The organism is Pyxidicoccus trucidator, from assembly GCF_010894435.1.
Lineage (GTDB): Bacteria > Myxococcota > Myxococcia > Myxococcales > Myxococcaceae > Myxococcus > Myxococcus trucidator.
Genome location: NZ_JAAIXZ010000013.1, coordinates 64,216 through 79,938, shown reverse-complemented (window position 1 = coordinate 79,938; position 15,723 = coordinate 64,216). Strand labels below are relative to the sequence as shown.

At 70.6% G+C, this 15,723-nt stretch carries 14 protein-coding genes; 4 read left to right on the top strand and 10 right to left on the bottom strand.

Annotated elements, in window-relative coordinates:
- Window positions 1–107: 107 nt before the first annotated feature.
- Window positions 108–2,858 (bottom strand): CARDB domain-containing protein, encoded by a 2,751-nt coding sequence (locus G4D85_RS31620; protein WP_164017782.1) that lies wholly within the window; start codon window positions 2,856–2,858, stop codon window positions 108–110.
- 142 nt (window positions 2,859–3,000) lie between these two features.
- Entirely contained in the window at window positions 3,001–4,101 is a 1,101-nt protein-coding gene (locus tag G4D85_RS31615; RefSeq protein ID WP_164017781.1) for an NAD(P)H-dependent flavin oxidoreductase, read from the bottom strand.
- A gap of 94 nt (window positions 4,102–4,195) precedes the next feature.
- Between G4D85_RS31615 and G4D85_RS31610 the strand changes: the two genes are divergently transcribed.
- Window positions 4,196–4,540, top strand: a complete 345-nt coding sequence (locus tag G4D85_RS31610; RefSeq protein WP_164017780.1) for a winged helix-turn-helix transcriptional regulator — start codon at window positions 4,196–4,198, stop codon at window positions 4,538–4,540.
- A 1-nt stretch (window position 4,541) separates the two neighbouring features.
- On the opposite strand, the gene G4D85_RS31605 is transcribed toward G4D85_RS31610, so the two are convergent.
- The 3 genes from G4D85_RS31605 to G4D85_RS31595 all read right to left on the bottom strand — a co-directional run bounded on the left by G4D85_RS31605 (window position 4,542) and on the right by G4D85_RS31595 (window position 6,187).
- On the bottom strand, window positions 4,542–4,829 hold the full coding sequence (locus G4D85_RS31605) for a CBS domain-containing protein (RefSeq protein WP_240359605.1): 288 nt from the start codon (window positions 4,827–4,829) through the stop codon (window positions 4,542–4,544).
- Between the two features lie 111 nt (window positions 4,830–4,940).
- On the bottom strand, window positions 4,941–5,831 hold the full coding sequence (locus G4D85_RS31600; protein ID WP_164017778.1) for a cyclic nucleotide-binding domain-containing protein: 891 nt from the start codon (window positions 5,829–5,831) through the stop codon (window positions 4,941–4,943).
- Window positions 5,832–5,926: 95 nt separating this feature from the next.
- Window positions 5,927–6,187, bottom strand: a complete 261-nt coding sequence (locus G4D85_RS31595) for a hypothetical protein (protein ID WP_164017777.1) — start codon at window positions 6,185–6,187, stop codon at window positions 5,927–5,929.
- A gap of 56 nt (window positions 6,188–6,243) precedes the next feature.
- Here G4D85_RS31595 and dhaK point away from each other — a divergent pair, with 56 nt between their 5' ends.
- Both dhaK and G4D85_RS31585 read left to right on the top strand, forming a co-directional pair.
- Window positions 6,244–7,941 carry a dihydroxyacetone kinase subunit DhaK gene (dhaK, locus tag G4D85_RS31590; protein WP_164017776.1) on the top strand — a complete coding sequence of 566 codons (1,698 nt, stop codon included), beginning with the start codon at window positions 6,244–6,246 and terminating at the stop codon, window positions 7,939–7,941.
- Between the two features lie 298 nt (window positions 7,942–8,239).
- On the top strand, window positions 8,240–8,719 hold the full coding sequence (locus G4D85_RS31585; RefSeq protein WP_205525798.1) for a hypothetical protein: 480 nt from the start codon (window positions 8,240–8,242) through the stop codon (window positions 8,717–8,719).
- Window positions 8,720–8,737: 18 nt separating this feature from the next.
- On the opposite strand, the gene G4D85_RS31580 is transcribed toward G4D85_RS31585, so the two are convergent.
- Window positions 8,738–9,361 (bottom strand): hypothetical protein, encoded by a 624-nt coding sequence (locus G4D85_RS31580; protein ID WP_164017774.1) that lies wholly within the window; start codon window positions 9,359–9,361, stop codon window positions 8,738–8,740.
- A gap of 209 nt (window positions 9,362–9,570) precedes the next feature.
- On the opposite strand from G4D85_RS31580, the gene G4D85_RS31575 reads away from it, so the two are divergent.
- Window positions 9,571–12,543 carry an Ig-like domain-containing protein gene (locus tag G4D85_RS31575; protein ID WP_164017773.1) on the top strand — a complete coding sequence of 991 codons (2,973 nt, stop codon included), beginning with the start codon at window positions 9,571–9,573 and terminating at the stop codon, window positions 12,541–12,543.
- Between the two features lie 47 nt (window positions 12,544–12,590).
- Here the strand turns inward: G4D85_RS31575 and G4D85_RS31570 are convergent, their stop codons facing one another.
- The 4 genes from G4D85_RS31570 to G4D85_RS31555 all read right to left on the bottom strand — a co-directional run bounded on the left by G4D85_RS31570 (window position 12,591) and on the right by G4D85_RS31555 (window position 15,685).
- Entirely contained in the window at window positions 12,591–13,364 is a 774-nt protein-coding gene (locus G4D85_RS31570) for an SGNH/GDSL hydrolase family protein (RefSeq protein ID WP_164017772.1), read from the bottom strand.
- Window positions 13,365–13,705: 341 nt separating this feature from the next.
- On the bottom strand, window positions 13,706–14,230 hold the full coding sequence (locus G4D85_RS31565) for a DinB family protein (RefSeq protein ID WP_164017771.1): 525 nt from the start codon (window positions 14,228–14,230) through the stop codon (window positions 13,706–13,708).
- A gap of 17 nt (window positions 14,231–14,247) precedes the next feature.
- Entirely contained in the window at window positions 14,248–14,646 is a 399-nt protein-coding gene (locus G4D85_RS31560; protein ID WP_164017770.1) for a hypothetical protein, read from the bottom strand.
- 4 nt (window positions 14,647–14,650) lie between these two features.
- Window positions 14,651–15,685, bottom strand: coding sequence for a phosphotransferase (locus tag G4D85_RS31555; RefSeq protein ID WP_164017769.1), 1,035 nt, complete (start codon window positions 15,683–15,685; stop codon window positions 14,651–14,653).
- Between the last annotated feature and the right edge of the window lie 38 nt (window positions 15,686–15,723).

Sequence of the window (15,723 nt, the reverse complement as noted above, 5' to 3'; positions counted from 1 at the left end):
AGCCGGTTACATCCAATTTCCTCCGGCTTCCGTACGCGGCGCCCGGCCCCCCTCTTCCCACGGAGAAAAGAGGAGGGCCGTCACTGCTCAGCGGTGCTGCCTGCGACTCAGTTGACGGTGATGCGGCTGCCTACGCGGGTGTTGTTGTCCTCAATCAACTCATTCCCAATCCAGCCGTACGGGTCCGCGATGGCGCCCAGGTAGAGCGAGCCACGCAGGTTCCCTCCCGAGGAGGCGTTGACGGTCAGCGTCAGGCACTGGCCCGGTTCGAGGTTGCCGGTGGGCATGGAGCCCGCGAGGAAGTCCGGGCCCGGACCGGAGGGCGAGGACGGGGTGATGACGGAGTCCTCGGACAGGTACAGCGCCACGTCGGTGCTGCCGCTCATCGTCCCCTGGTTGCACACCCGTGCCGAGGCATTGAAGGGCTGACCCGACTGCGTGCTCGCGGGCCCGGTGACGGACGTCACCACGAAGTCCGGCCGGTCACCGATGCCGATGCGGTTGCCCACGCGGGTGTTGTTGTCATCGAGGAACTCGGTGACCAGGTTCCGCGGGTCCACCACGGCAGCGAGGTACCAGACGCCTTCCGAGATGCCGGACGTCACGGGAATCGTCAGCGTCTGGCACATCCCCGGGGCGAGCGTCCCGAGGGAGGCGTAGCCCACGTTGATGTCCGGGCTCGGGGTCGACGGCCCGGTCGGGGTGATGACGGTGTCCTGCGACAGGTACAGCTCCACGCCTCCGGCGTAGTCCGGCTGGGTGCCCTGGTTGCACACCGTCACCGTGGCGTTGAACGCCTGGAAGGGCCGGGTGCTCGTGGGGCCGGTGACGGACGTCACGGTGAAGTCCGGCCGGTAGCCCACGCCCACGCGGGCGCCTGCGCGGGCGTTGTTGTCCTCGAACAGCTCGGTGGTCCGTCCCATCGGGTCCGCGTAGGCGCCCAGGAAGTACGCGCCATCCCCCCCCGGTGCGAACGCAAAGGCGGGAATGGTCACCGTCTGGCACTGACCCGGGGCCATCATGCCTATGGGCGCGAAGCCGATGGCGACGTCGGGGCCAGGGCCAGACGGCGAGCGCGGGGTGATGACGTTGTCCTGCGACAGGTACACCTCCACGTCGCCGTGCTCCGCCTGGGTGCCCTGGTTGCACACCGTCGCCGTGACGTTGAAGGGCTGGCCCGGAACCACGCTCACGGGCCCGGTAACGGCCGTCACCGTGAAGTCCGCCCGGTAGCCGATGGCGACGCGGTTGCCCGCGCGGGTGTTGTTGTCCTCGAAGAGCTCGGTCTCCCACTGGCGCGCGTCCACGATGGCGCCCAGGTACCAGGTGCCCTCGGAGGCGGGACCCGTGGAACCGGAGATTGTCACCGTGCGGCACTGGCCGGGTTCGAGCGGGTCGACAGGCGCCATGCCCACCAGAACGTCCTGGCCGGGGCCACCGGGAGGCACCGGCAGGGCGATGGTGGCGTCCTGCGACAGGAACACCTCCACCTGCGTGGCACCCGGCGCCGTGCCCTGGTTGCACACCCGCACCGCCGCGCTGAGGGGCCCGTTGGGCTGCACGCCCGAGGTGCCGGAGACGGACGTCACCACGAAGTCAGGCCGCGAGCCGAAGGCGATGCGATTGCCCGCGCGGGTGTTGTTGTCCTCGAAGAACTCCTGGACGCCGTTGGCCGGGTCCACCACGGCGCCCACGTAGTACTGGCCCTCCAGCGAGCCCACGTAGGTGTTGAACGTCACGCTTTGGCACTGGCCCGGGTTGAGCATCGGGACGCCGGTGCCGCCCACGAAGAGGTCCGGGGACGGAGCGGTCGGCCCGTTGGGGGTGATGACCGCGTCCTGCGACAGGTACCACTCCACCGGTGCGCCGCCCGGCTGCGTGCCCTGGTTGCACACCGTCGCCGTGACGGTGATGTCCCGGCCCGGCAGCGAGGTGGTGGGGCCGGTGACGACCGTCACCACGAGCTCCGGGCGGTTGCCCACGCCGATGCGGCTGCTCGCGCGGGTGTTGTTGTCCTCGATGAGCTCGGGCGTTCCATTGAGGGGGTCCACCGCGGCCCCCAGGTACCAGGTGCCCTCGGTGGGCGCCGCCCCCCAGGTCTGCACCTGCTGCGTCTGGCACTGGCCCGGCTCGAGCGGCGGGAAGGGCAGCAATCCCACGGGCAGGTCGGTGGGAGGATTGGGCGGCACGGGCGGGGTGATGACGGTGTCCTGCGACAGGTACAGCTCCACGACGGAGCCGCCCACTTGCGTGCCCTGGTTGCACACCGACACGGTGGCGGTGAAGGGCTGGTTCAGCGGGAGGGTGGAGGGGCCCGTGACGGACGACACCACCAGGTCCGGCTTGTTTCCCACGCCGATGCGGCTCCCCAGCCGGAGGTTGTTGGCCTCGTTGGACTCGGTGATTTCCTTGCCCGGGTCCACGGCGGCGCCCAGGTACCAGGCCCCCTCGGGGACCGCGCCGGGCCAGCCCTGGAGCTGATGCGTCTGGCACTCCCCGGGGCCCAGGTTCACGAAGAGGCCTCCCACGGGGGCGTCGACGACGGGGCCCGGTGGGTCATGGGGAGTGATGACCTTGTCGGACGACAGATACAGCTCCACCAGGGGGCTGCCCGGCTGCGTGCCCTGGTTGCACACCCTCACGGTGAGAGGGATGGGCTGGCCGGGCAGCACGCTCGTGGGCCCCGTCACCGACGTCACGACGAAGTCAGGTCCGTCCGCCAGGGACTGCGCCGCGGCTTCGAGCGGTGCGGTCTCCGAAGCCTGGGGAGCCTGGGGAGCCTCGCCACAACCAACGAGCGTCATCCACGCCGTGAGCCCCGTGACACATCTCCATGCTGCGCTGTGTTGCTTCCTCATGTGTTGTCCTCGCTAAGCGCCGCCGGCCTGGCGCTGCGAAGGAAAGGAAGGGACGGAGGAGTGCTTCCGGTATTCAACGTGGACTGCAAAAGAAACACGGTTGCTGTCGTGTCTTCGCGAAGTCTGAGAGTGCGCGACGTACTCAGCGCACCGCGTCCTGTGTCAGCCCTCGCACCAGCGACTCCATCAGCTCCTTCGCAGTGCGGTGCTTGAGGTTGGGCGCAATCTGCCCGCTCCACAGGGAGATGAGGTCCGTGCGCCCCGCCTTGATGGCGGCGGGCCGCAGTTGCCCCAGGAACCAGCTCTGGATGGGGAAGGGCGGCAGCTCGGGGACGCGCGGGCCCATCTCTTCGCTCCAGCGGTTGCGCAGGCCGCGGGCCAGCCTTCCGGAGAAGGCCCGCGTCAGCGCCGTGTGGTGGGACTTGTCGCTGAACAGGGCGGCGCGGTGCTCGGGCGTGGCGCCGGACTCTTCGCACGCGAGGAAGGCGGTGCCGAGCTGCCCGGCCTGCGCGCCCAGCGTGAGCGCCGCGCGGATGCCGCGCGCGTCGGCGATGCCTCCGGCGGAGATGACCGGTGCCTTCACCCGGTCCGCGACGAGCTGGGTGAGCGCAAAGGTCCCCATCAGCGAGTCCTCCGCCCGCGCGAGGAACGACGGCCGGTGTCCGCCCGCCTCGAAGCCCGTGGCGACGATGAGGTCCACGCCCGCTCCGTCCAGCGCCTGTGCCTCCGCGATGGACGTCGCGGCGCCGACGGTGACGATGCCGCGCTTGCGGCACTCCGCGAGGAGGGTCGCCGAGGGCACGCCGAACACGAAGCTGAACACCGGCGGTCGCGCCTCCAGCAGCGCCTCCACCTGCTCGTCGAAGCGCTGGCTGTAGCGCTGGGGCCGCTCGGGCTTCGGCACGCCCAGCTCGCGGTAGAAGGGCTCGAACAGCGCCCAGGCGCGCTCGAAGTCCTCCGGGCTCATGTCCCGCCCGCCGGGGTCATGGTCCGACACCCACAGATTCACGGCGAAGGGCTTGGACGTCAGCGTCCGCAGCTCCTTCGTCAGGCTGACAATCTGGTCCGGTGTCAGGCTGTAGGCGCCGTAGGAGCCCAGCCCACCCAGGTCGGACACCGTCGCCGCGAGCCGCGTCGAGGAGAGTCCACCACCGAACGGTCCCTGGACGATGGGGTACCGCACGCCCAGCCGGCGGACGGCCTCCGTCGGGCTGCCCTGCTTCCCGCTCCATGTCTCGCTCATGGGGCAAGGATAAGCGGCGCTGGTTTTCTTCGCGCCGCGAGTAAGCGGGCGTTACCGCACTTTGTGGTAACCGCCGGGTTACTGGAGGCCGTCCATGTCGTTGCCCAGGCGAAAGAGCAAAGCGCCCCCTCCGCCGCCCGCCTGCCCGCTGACGGAGTGCATGTCGCTCATCGGCGGAGCGTGGACGCCCAATGTTCTCTGGTACCTGAGCGCGGGGCCGCGCCGCTTCAGCGAGCTGCGGGCGGACCTGCCGCGCATCTCCGCGAAGGTGCTCACCTCGCGCCTCAGGGATTTGGAGAAGAAGGGCGTGGTGCGCCGCCGGGCGCTGCCGACCTCTCCGCCCTCGGTGGAGTACGCGCTGACGGAGCTGGGCGGGGAGCTGCTCCCCGCCATCCAGGCCATCGTCGCGGTCGGCACGAAGCTCAAGCAGCTGCGCTGAGCTACTGCTTCCAGCGCTTGCTGGTCTGGTACACGTCCACCAGCGGGGAGATGAGCGTCACCCGGGGGCGCCAGGAGTTGCCGTCCTCCCCCTCCTGCAAGGATTTCAGGGAAAGAATTTCCGACATACAGGCCAGCGGAGAGTGCTCCCACACCTGCTGGAGGTCCTCGGACGTCACGTTGCCGATGAGCTCCCCGTGCGTCTCGTCCACCACCGGCAGCCGGGACAGCCCGTAGCGCTTCATCAGGGCCAGCGCCCGCACCACCGTGTCATTCGGAAACAGAGTCACTGCCTTCGCCACGAACGCCTTACGCACTTCAGACTGCGCCGCCATCGCCCACCTCGCCACCCGTGTTGCTGGCCCGGCACATAGCAAAGCCGGAGCCAACGCCCGCGCGGCTCAGGCGCCCTTGCGGCCCGGGGGGCTGGAAGGCTCGGCCATCACCTGCACCGTCTGCTTCAGGCGCTGAAGCCCCAGTCGCACCAGGGCGCCGCGCAGGTTGGGCTGGGTCATGATGGTCTTCTCGAAGACCTCGCGCTCCAGCTTGAGCAGTGTGCACGAGGTGAGCGTCCGCACGGTGGCGGTGGCCAGCCGGCTGCGCAGCAGGGAAATCTCCCCGAAGAGGGCGCCCTCCTCCAGGCGGGGATAGGCCGTCTGGGTGCCGTCGTCGTGGGTGTGGAACACTTCACATTGGCCACGCAGTAACAAATACAACGCGTCACCGGGTTTGCCCCGGGTGAGGAGCGTCTCACCGGCCGGCACGGTGACGGGGACGAAGGAGCGGCCGAGCTCGGCCTGGAGCTCCGGCGACAGCGAGGCGAGCAGCGGGTTGCTGCGCATGGCGTCCGCCATGAGACGCGCTCGGGCGGCCTGCTCCACCTTGTCACCCGCCACGCCATAGTCCGCCCAGGCGGCGCGGTCGCCCGTCTGGGACAGCTCCAGGATGACGGCGTCCTCCAGGGCGACGATGCTGGCGGTGCGCGGGGAGCCGGTGAGCAGGGCCAGCTCGCCGAAGAACTCTCCGGCGCCGAGCTGCTCCATGACGACGGGCTCGCGGCCCTCGCTCTCACGGGCCACGCCGACGCGGCCCTCCAGCACGACGAACATGGAGGTGCCGGGGTCTCCCTCCTTCACCACCACCTCGCCCGCCTGGAGGAAGCGCGTCAGCACGGGCGGTGGGGGCTCTCCCGCACCCGGAGCGGCGGGCTGCGCGGACGCGTCGCCACCCTCGGCGGGCGAGGGGGCGGGGGTGGCGGAGAACAGGGACCGGAGGCGCTCCAGCAGGGACATGACGATGACATCCAGGGGTAGAGGCGAGGCGGCGCCATCCTACAAGCGACGCCAGGGTCCGGTGGAGCGAGGGAAAGCCGGGGCCCGGACGGGTGTTACGTCCCGGATGGAGGGGTGCTGGGCGTGCCGCGGTCGGCTTCCTTCGAGCCGACGACGGTGAGGTTCATTCCAATCTGCACCGACACGGGCTTGCCATCGACGGTGACGAGCGTCTTCCCGTTGATGTACCAGCCGAACGAGCCGGTGGAGAACGACTTCACCTCGGCGAGCATCTCCTGGCCGTTGATGACGACCTTGAGCGGCTCGGCCTTCTCGAGGAACTGCGACAGGGTGACGGGGCAGGGGGACTTGGCCATGGGCGCGAACCCTATCATCCTGGGCCGCGTCCACCTTCAGCGAGGAGAACCGCACTGTGAAGAAGCTCGTCAACGCGCCCCGCGCCGTGGTGCGGGAGATGCTCGAAGGACTCGTCGCGCTCGCGCCGGGTCAGGTGCTGCTGGAGGACGAGACGGTGGTGGTGCGCGCCGACACGCCGGTGGAGGTCCACCAGCGGAAGGTGGCCGTCCTCTCCGGAGGTGGCAGCGGGCACGAGCCGGCGCATGCGGGCTACGTGGGCGAGGGCATGCTGGACGCGGCGGTGGCGGGGGACGTGTTCACCTCGCCGAGCGCGGACGCGGTGCTGGCCGCCATCCGCGCGGTGTCGGGCCCGGCGGGCGCGCTCCTGGTGGTGAAGAACTACACGGGGGACCGGCTGAACTTCGGCCTCGCGGCGGAGCTGGCGCGCGCGGAGGGAATCCCCGTGGAGACAGTCGTGGTGGCCGACGACGTGGCCCTGCACGACACGGTGGAGCCCGCGCGGCGGCGTGGCATCGCCGGGACGGTGCTGGTGCACAAAATCGCCGGAGCCGCCGCCGCATCGGGTGCGTCCCTGGCGGAGGTGGCGCGCGAGGCCGGGGCCGCGGCGGCGGAGCTGGGCACCATGGGTGTCGCGCTGGGCCCCTGCACGGTGCCGGCGGCGGGGCGTCCCGGCTTCACGCTGGGCGAGGATGAAATCGAGCTGGGGCTGGGCATCCACGGCGAGCAGGGCGTGCGGCGCGTGCCGCTGCGGTCCGCGGATGAGCTGGTGGACACGCTGCTGACCACCATCCTGGAGGACCGGCGCATCTCCTCCGGAGAGCGGGTGGCGCTGCTGGTCAACGGGCTCGGGGGCACGCCGCCCATGGAGCTGGCGATTGTGGCGCGCCGGGCCCTGGCCGTGCTGCGCGAGGCGGGTGTGCGGGTGGAGCGGGCGTGGAGCGGGACGTTCCTCTCCGCGCTGGAGATGCCGGGCTGCTCGCTGTCGCTGCTGAAGGTGGACGATGCGCGCCTGCGCAGGCTGGATGCGGCGACCACCGCGCCCGCCTGGTCGGGCGAGGGAAGGGTGGCTCCGGAGCGCGAGCCCCGGAGCGTGTCCGTCACGCAGGAGGCCCCGGCCGTCCCCGCCGAGCGGCGGCCCGGAATGGACCGCTTCCAGAAAGCAGCCCTCGCCGTCGCCGATGCGCTCGACGCGGCCGAGTCGCGGCTGACGGCGCTGGACAGCGCGGCGGGGGACGGTGACCTGGGCCTGAGCCTCGCGCGAGGAGCCGCGGCCATCCGTGCCCTGCCGGAGTCGTCCTGGACGAGCGCCACGCGCGCGCTGAACGCGATTGGCAATGCGTTGCGCCGGGCCATCGGCGGCAGCTCCGGACCGTTCTACGCCACCGCGCTGCTGCGAGCCGCCCGCCACCTGTCGGACCAGACGCCGGACGCCGCCGCGTGGGCCGGGGCCTTCGGGCTCGCGGTGGACGCGGTGTCCGAGCTGGGAGGCGCCCGTCCCGGAGACCGCACCATGCTGGACGCGCTGCGGCCGGCGGCGGACACGTTTGCGCGCGAGCTGAAGGCGGGGAAGTCCACCGCCGACGCCTGGGCCGCCTGTGTCCGTGAGGCCGAGCAGGGCGCGGAGGCCACCACGCGCATGCAGCCGCGCCTGGGCCGCGCGAGCTACCTCGGTGAGCGCGCCCTCGGAGTGCCCGATGCCGGCGCGGCGGCCGTCGTCGTCTGGCTGAAGGCGCTCACGCCGTTCATCGGCTGAGCCGCGGCGGAGGCTACCGCTCGCTGCCCTCGCGGAAGAGGGACACCACGCGGGCCTGTGGAGCGCCTTCCCCGTTGCGCTCCGTGACGCGGTCCACGACGCTGTTCACTGAGTGCGCCCCACCGGGCCTCCACTCGGAGTGGAGGAAGCAATGACGCGCGGCTGGAGGATGGTGCTTCTGGCGGGAAGCCTGAGGGTTGGGACGCTCGCGGCGGAAGCCTCCGAGCCCGTGAGGCCGGCTGCGCCTCCCGACTGTGACTTCCGGCTGACGTGCCAGCTCGGGAGTCACACGTTCTCGGTGAGCTTCGATTCCCTCTCGGGAGAGTGCACCGAGGACGACATGCGCGCGTTCGTGGAAGGTCCGGGTGGCAAGACGGAGCTTCCGCTGGAGAGGGGCTGGTACTCCCCCATCCCGAACATCGCCAACGGGAAGTCCACCTGCCAGGTCGCCGGTGCCACTGCCTCCGGAGTCTCTGCCTTCGCGGTGGAAGGTGGGCGAGTGCTCGTGTTCTTCGGGAGGGACGGCCGCCCCGGCTACGACTCCGTGGGCGTGGCCCTCATTGATGCGGCGACGGGGAAGCTCCTCGACGTGCGGCAGAGTCTGGGGCAGTCGAAGGACAGCACCGTGGCGATTCTCGCGACGCCGCGCGGGTACAAGCTGCGCCTGGTCCGGGAGCACCTGAAGGAGGTCCAGTGTGATTGCTCGGCCGCCTTCGCGGATGACTGGATGGCCGTCGAGGTGGTCAACGGCCGGCTTCGCGCGCGCTGGATGCGGTGAGGCGCCAGGACTTCGGCTTCAAGGCGTGAAGACGGACAGGAGGATGCCTTCTCCGTTCTTCGGCGCACCGAGCATCACCCACCGCTCGCCAACCTTGCGCAGGGTGATGGGGGTGCCCTTGAAGACCCAGGCGGTGTCCTGCTGCTCGACGAGGTGGTTCGCGGTCTTCGACCAGACGGCCAGCAGCTCGTCGATATAGGCGGGACGCTTCACGCTCGCCTTGCGGCCTTCGAGCATCGCGGCGAAGTCCTTCGCGAGCCTGCCGAGCATCCGCTTCTCTTCCGCATTTTCCGGGGTGATGTCGGTGATGGCGCCCCAGACTCCGACGCTGTCCTTGTTGAGCGCGAGCCCGGAGAGCCACGGTGCGCTCACCTCCACCTTGCCGGACTTGCCACGCTTCACGGCCCAGGTGAGTCCCATCAAGGCGTTCTTCCCGCGAATCTCCGCGGCGGTGCCCTTCTGCTCTCCCTGTGCCGCGTCACACAGCGGATGCGGCGTCTTCCTGCCCGGTTTCTCGCACGTGTACTTCGCGACCAGTCCGGGAAGCAGCACCACCTTCTCCGCCTCGAAGCGGGCGACGGCCTCGGGTGAAAGAGGAGGCGGGAGCTGCGACAGGACGAGCACGAGGGCGAGGGAGAGCATGCGCTGAGCCTAGGAGACGGCCCGCGGCGCCCACAACGGCATGGGTTGGAACGAGGTGGGTACTGGCACCCCGTCATCTCGATGTCAGCCCTACGTGCAAGGTTCCTCAGCCTGCTCGCTCGTTTCGGGGACATCACTGAGCAAGTGCGCTCCGAGTCCCATGCAGTGCGAACAACCGCCGCGAAGGAACGCGGCATCGAGGAAAATGCATGTTCAGTCGTCACACACTCGCCATCCTGGCGAGCTGCCTGCTCGTTGCCTGTGGAGTGGTCGAGCCCGAGTCGTCCGAAACCTCCACCGCGACGCTGTCGCAGGAACTCAGCGGGTTCACCGGCCCGACGAGTACCTCGCATCAGTATCCCGAGCTCGTGCTGCTGAACGACGGGCGCGCGCTCGTCGCGGACAGCAGCAAGTCTGAGTTCTACAACCCCTCCACGAACACCTGGACGGCCACGCCGCCCCTGAACACGCCCCGTACCTTCCACAGCCTCATCACCCTGGCGGATGGAAGGGTGCTGGCCGCGGGTGGGATGGGAGGAAACCCGTACGGCTACCTCCCCTCGGCGGAGCTGTTTGAGCCGCAGACGAACACGTGGACCCCCACGGGCTCTCTCACCACGGGCCGCCAGCGAGCGCAGAGCGCGCGGCTGGCGGACGGACGCGTGCTGATGATGGGGGGGCAGAGCACGGGCGGTGTCGCCGTCAGCTCCGCGGAAATCTATGACCCAGCCACGGGCACCTGGTCGTCCGCGGGTAACTCGCACTACAGCTGTGCGCAGGGCACCGCCACGCTGCTGCTGGATGGGCGCGTGCTGCTGATGTGCTCGCCCGGAGCGCAGCTGTTCGACCCGGCGTCGAACACCTTCACCAAGGTGGGGACGTCCGCCAACGGGCGCATCAACCACCTGGCGGCGCTGCTGCAGGATGGCCGGGTGCTCTTCACCGGCGGCAGCCAGCAGACAACGGAGCTGTTCGACCCCGCGCTGCTCCAGTTCACGACCACCGGCTCGATGGCGAACAGTTACCGCATGCACATGGCCGGAACGGTGCTGGCGGATGGCACGGTGCTGGTCGCGGGCGGCTACGGCGGCCCGGGTGTGACGCTCGGCTCGGTCGAGCGCTACCACCCCGCCACGGGCACGTGGATGCAGGGGCCGGTCCTCGCCCAGAAGCGTGAATACGCGCGGATGGTCCAACTGGCCACGGGCGACGCGCTGGTGGTGGGCGGCTCGTACAGCACCGCCCCGGGCAGCAGCATGGTCATCAACAATCCCCAGGTCGCGGAGCTCATCTCCCTCTCGACGTGCGCGCCCACCACGTGTGCGGCGCAGGGCAAGAACTGCGGCACCATTCCCGACGGCTGCGGCGGCACGCTGAGCTGTGGTACCTGCGGCGCGGGCCAGGCGTGCTCGGCGTCCAATGTCTGCGTGTGCGTGCCCACCACGTGTGCGGCGCAGAACCGCACGTGCGGCGCCATGTCGGATGGCTGCGGTGGCACGCTGGACTGTGGCACCTGCGGCGCCGGCTCCACCTGTGACACGGGTCCGGGAGTCTGTGTGCCCGGGCAGCCGGGGAATGCGCAGTACGACGCGACGCTGAAGGTCCCCGCCTGCACGGGGGAGCTCTCCACCTGTGACTCGGGCACGCTGCTCGTGGGCCGTGGCTCCGTGGGCGCCGAGCCGAACGCGCCCAACACCCTCGGAGGCACCTGCGCCGACGGCACGGGCGGCAGCTTCCACGTGGACGAGTCGCTGGACCGGCTCAAGGTGCGGAGCCTTGATGGCGGTCCGTTCACCGCGGGCAGGACGGTCATCGTCGACGCGACGGTGTGGGCCTTCTCCGGCTTCTCGACGGACTACCTCGACATCTACTCCGCCGCGGATGCGTCCAACCCGAGCTGGGTCTTCGTCGCGACGGTCTCTCCGACCATGGCGGGCTCGCAGGTGCTCTCGACGAGCTTCGTGCTGCCGAACGGCGCCCGGCAGGCCGTGCGCGGAGTCTTCCGCTATGGCAGCTCGGTGGGGCCGTGCGTGGCAGGGTCCTACAATGACCGTGACGACCTGGTCTTCCCGGTCGTGAATCCTGTCGACACGCAGTCGCCCACCGTCTCCCTCACGTCTCCCGCCCCGGGAGCGACGGTCCGTGGCCAGGTGGTGCTCCAGGCCACTGCGAACGACGACGTCGGTGTCACGCGCGTCGAGTTCTACGTGCAGACCAACACCCCGGGAGCGCTGCCGGCGCTCGTGGGCTCCGACACCACTGTGCCGTACTCGGTGACGTGGAACACGCTGCTGGCGACGCCGGCCAGCTCCCACCTGCTGACGGCACGCGCCTACGACGCCGCAGGCAATGTGACGGTGTCGGCACTCCAGGTGAATGTGGTGGACAACACGGCGCCGTCCGTGACGCTGGACAGCCCGCTCAACGGCGCCACGGTGAGTGGCACGGTGACGCTGGCGGCCACGGCGCAGGACTACTCGGGCATCCAGAGCGTCACGTTCTACGTCGACGGCCAGGCCGCCGGTACGGACACGAGCGCGCCGTATTCGGTGGCGTGGAACGCGGGGTCGGTGTCGGCGGGAACGCATACCGTGCACGCGGTGGCCTGGGACGTGCCGGGCAACTCCGCGTCCTCCCAGACGGCCAGCATCACCGCTCCGGGGACGGGTGGCCCCATCCAGGCGACCTACAGCGCCACGTGGCGGGCGCCGTCCTGCGCGGGGGTGGTGGGGCCGAGCTGTGACTCGGGCACCCTGCTCACCGGCCGGGCCAACCTGGGCCCCGAGCTGAACGCGCCCAACACGGTGGGGAGCAGCTGCGCGGACGGAGCCACGGGCACCTTCCACGGGGACGAGTCCCTCGACCGGCTCGTCCTCGCCACCGTGGATGGTGGGGCGCTCCGCGCGGGCACGGCGGCGCGGCTCACCGCCACCGTTTGGGCGTTCAGCACGTCGGACGTGCTGGACGTGTACTCCGCGCCCAGTGCCGCGTCGCCTGTGTGGACGCTCGTCGGGACGGCCAGCGCGCCGGCCAGTGGTCTCCAGAGCCTGTCGGTGACCTACACGCTGCCGGCCGGCTCCACTCAGGTGGTGCGCGCGGTGTTCCGTTACGGTGGCACGAGCAGCCCGTGCCCCACCGGGCAGTTCGACGACAAGGACGACCTCGTCTTCAGCGCTCAGTAGAGAAGTGAAGGGTGGCGCACGGGAACCGCCGTGCGCCCCCTCATGCTTCACCCATGCCAGGGCTGTGCGCGAGCGCTCAGGGGCGGCAGCCACCCGGCGCGCTGCATGGCCTGGAGCGTGAGGTCGGCGAGCTTCTGGTAGCCCTCGGGGCTCGGGTGGAAGCCGTCGGAGGAAATCCACTCGGCGTGCTCGGTCAGCTCGCGCGAGGCCGGGAGCAGGTCCACGACGAGGACGCGCGAGCCGAAGGAGCGGGCCGTGGCGTTGATGGCCTCATTCCATGCACGCATCTGCTCGCGAAGCTTCGCGCGCATCTCGCCCGTGGCATGGGAGCCGGCGAGCGTGGCGAGGTCCGGGACGTTGAGCAGCACCACCTGGGCGTTCGTCTCGCGCGTCAGCCGTTCGAGCGTGGCGTGGAGTGACTTCTGGTAGGTGGGCAGCGGCACGGGGCGCAATGCGTCGTTCACCGACAGCCACATCGTCACGAGCGTGGGCTGGAAGGCGATGGCGCGAGGCACCTCGACGTCGGCCGCATCCCCCAGCGTGATGCCGCTGCGGGCGAAGCGGCCATACACGGTGTCCGCGGGCAGCGCGGCGCGGAGGCGCGCGGTCCAGTTTTCGCGCGATGGAGCACGGCTGCCCACGCCCACGGTGTCGGACGCGCCCAGGGCTGCGTAGCGGATGGGCGTGCTCAGGATGACGGAGGCGCGTGAAGCCTCGGTGGCGGTGGGCTCCCGTGGCGAGAGCTGGGCGCGGGAGGAAGCCAGCGCGGCCGAGCCCAGGCCCAGCGCCATGGCCAGGGTCAGCAGGATGAGGAGCGGCATGAGTGTAGGGGCGGAGCAACCCGTGGGTCGCGTCAGGGAAATTGAGTGTCCCTGGCGATAAAGCCCCCGAGGCCCCGATGCACGGGGGACCGTGGAACGAACGTTCCTTCCACGGAGGAGCGGCCGGGGCCCCGGTCTCCCGCCCGGCCTGACAGCAGGCGGCACCGACGAGTGCGAACAGCCCGAAGCCCTCGACCTGGAGGACTCGACCCCGACCCACGATGGACCGGATTCCGCGCGCCCAGCTCATGGGCAACAAGGTTGTTGGGCAACAAGGTTGTTGGAGAAGGCGGCATGTCCCCAGCCCAGGCCCGCGAGGACCGGTGCGCCCGGCTGCCGTCTCAGCGGGCCCGGACGGCGTAGAGGAAGCGCGCGTAGCCGAGCTCGGCGGCGTTCTTCATCAGCTCGAGGTTGGCCCACGCGACGACGTCACCGAACGGGCGGTCCTGGAACGGCCAGCGGGTTCGCGCAGTCGAGCGCAGGTCGTCCTCCGTGAGCTGCTCGATTGCCCGGAGCCACCGTTCCCGCAGCTCGCCGAGCCACCGGCGTACGCCGTCCGCATCCCCCGGCCACGGCACGTCCTCGCGTGCGAGCGTCGCGTCACCAAAGGAGTGGTCGAGCGCCATGGACCACCAGAAGCCGATATGCCACGTCACCCAGGCGATGCTCGCCGGGCCGATGTCATAGCCCTCGCGCTCGGGCCAGTCGGCGCGCCAAGTGCCATCGGGTGCCGGGTGCACGTGCAACCCCTGCGGCGCGGGCCGCCACAGACACTCCTCGGTGGACAGGCCGTCGAGGTGATAGCTCGTGAGCATCCACGCAATCTCGAACTGCCGGCTCAAGTAGCCACGGGCTTCGTCGGACATGGAGGAGTCTCCCTACCTCAGCGGCTGGAGAGCCACTGCAACCACCCCAGTACCATCAAGACCAGCGCGGCGGTGCAGACCTTCCCGATGAGCCGCGCCGCTTCGGCGAACGTGCGCCCGCCCACGGGGGCCTCGCCCCGTTTGATGCGCCGCAGCTCCGACTCCGCCACCACCCAGCCGACCATTCCGGGCACCAGCCCGCACAGCAACCCCGCGAGGCCGAGCCCGAAGGCCACCCAGGCCCGCGAGGACACCTCAGGCGCCAGTGCCTGACGCCAGACGCAATCGCCACACAGCACGTCGTTCTCGACGGGCCGCGCGCACGAGTCGCACACGAAGCGGCCACACCGATGGCACACGGCGGTGGCGGAGACCTGCGGGTGGGTCGCGCAGCGAGCGTCCAGGTCCAGGGACATGGCGCTACCGGAACGCGGGCCAGGTGAACGCGGGAGTCTCCGGCCACCGCTCGATGAGCCGTGACTCCAGCGACGCCAGCGTGCGCGCCAGCGCGGGCACGGGATTCGCGGGCTCCAGCACGGCCCGGCAGCGCGCGAGGTGTCGCAGCAGCGCGGCGCGCTCGGAGAAGCCCGGGGCCCACTCGCGGTCTTTCTCCAGGGCCCTGGGGGGAATCCACTGGAACATGTTCACCGTGCGCGCGGCGACCACGGACGCGCGGGCGCGCATCCACGTGGAGTCCACCTGCGCCGCGTCGCAGCCCTGCGAGCAGGCGATGCGGTACGTCAGCTCCGCGCGGGAGATGAGCTCGTCGGGCAGCGGCACCACCAGCAGCCACATCAGCGTGTCGTACAGGGCGTGGCGCATGCCGCAGTACTCGAAGTCGAGCAGGCGCGGGCCGCCGGGCGTGAAGATGGCATTGCCCGGCGCCATGTCCCCGTGGGTCAGCGAGAGGAAGGGGCCGGGGTCGGCCAGCTCGCGGGCGAGCACCTCCAGGTCCTCGTGGGTGCCCGGGTCCTCCCTGGCGCCGGTGGCCGTCACCCAGCGGTGCAGCCGCTCCTCGTGGTCCAGCAGGTAGCGCGCGTTGTCGATGCGCACACGCGAGGGGCGGGGGCTCAGCGTGTGGCGGATGAGGTCGAAGTCCGCCTGCACGCTCAGGGTGCGCGCGTGCATCTGTCCGGTGAGGCGCGCCACGGCGAGCAGCCCGCCCGAGGCGGCGCGCGGGTCATTGCCGGTGAGGAGCTCCTCCAGGCTGGGACCGGTGCCCAGGTCCTCGAGGACGAACAGGCGCGTGGCCACGTCCCCGGCGATGAGTCCCGGGGCGGTGGTGAGGTTGAGGCGGCCGAGCAGCTCCAGGCCGGTCCACTCGTCCAGGCCGAGCACCGGGTCGTCGCGGAAGTGCTTGAGGATGACGGTGGGCACGTCACCGCCGCGCACGGAGGCGCGGACGACGTCACAGCGGGACTGGGTGCGCAGGACCTGGGGCGCGCCGAGGAGCACGGGCCGTCCCCACGCGGCGGAGAGGGCACGCGCTCCAT

Coding starts and splice junctions, on each gene's coding strand:
- G4D85_RS31610 (WP_164017780.1), top strand. CDS start 4,196: ATGTCGTTGCCCAGGCGAAAGAGCAAAGCGCCCCCTCCGCCGCCCGCC.
- G4D85_RS31570 (WP_164017772.1), bottom strand. CDS start 13,364: ATGCCGCTCCTCATCCTGCTGACCCTGGCCATGGCGCTGGGCCTGGGC.
- G4D85_RS31580 (WP_164017774.1), bottom strand. CDS start 9,361: ATGCTCTCCCTCGCCCTCGTGCTCGTCCTGTCGCAGCTCCCGCCTCCT.
- G4D85_RS31560 (WP_164017770.1), bottom strand. CDS start 14,646: ATGTCCCTGGACCTGGACGCTCGCTGCGCGACCCACCCGCAGGTCTCC.
- G4D85_RS31600 (WP_164017778.1), bottom strand. CDS start 5,831: ATGTCCCTGCTGGAGCGCCTCCGGTCCCTGTTCTCCGCCACCCCCGCC.
- G4D85_RS31620 (WP_164017782.1), bottom strand. CDS start 2,858: ATGAGGAAGCAACACAGCGCAGCATGGAGATGTGTCACGGGGCTCACG.
- G4D85_RS31575 (WP_164017773.1), top strand. CDS start 9,571: ATGTTCAGTCGTCACACACTCGCCATCCTGGCGAGCTGCCTGCTCGTT.
- G4D85_RS31595 (WP_164017777.1), bottom strand. CDS start 6,187: ATGGCCAAGTCCCCCTGCCCCGTCACCCTGTCGCAGTTCCTCGAGAAG.
- G4D85_RS31565 (WP_164017771.1), bottom strand. CDS start 14,230: ATGTCCGACGAAGCCCGTGGCTACTTGAGCCGGCAGTTCGAGATTGCG.
- G4D85_RS31615 (WP_164017781.1), bottom strand. CDS start 4,101: ATGAGCGAGACATGGAGCGGGAAGCAGGGCAGCCCGACGGAGGCCGTC.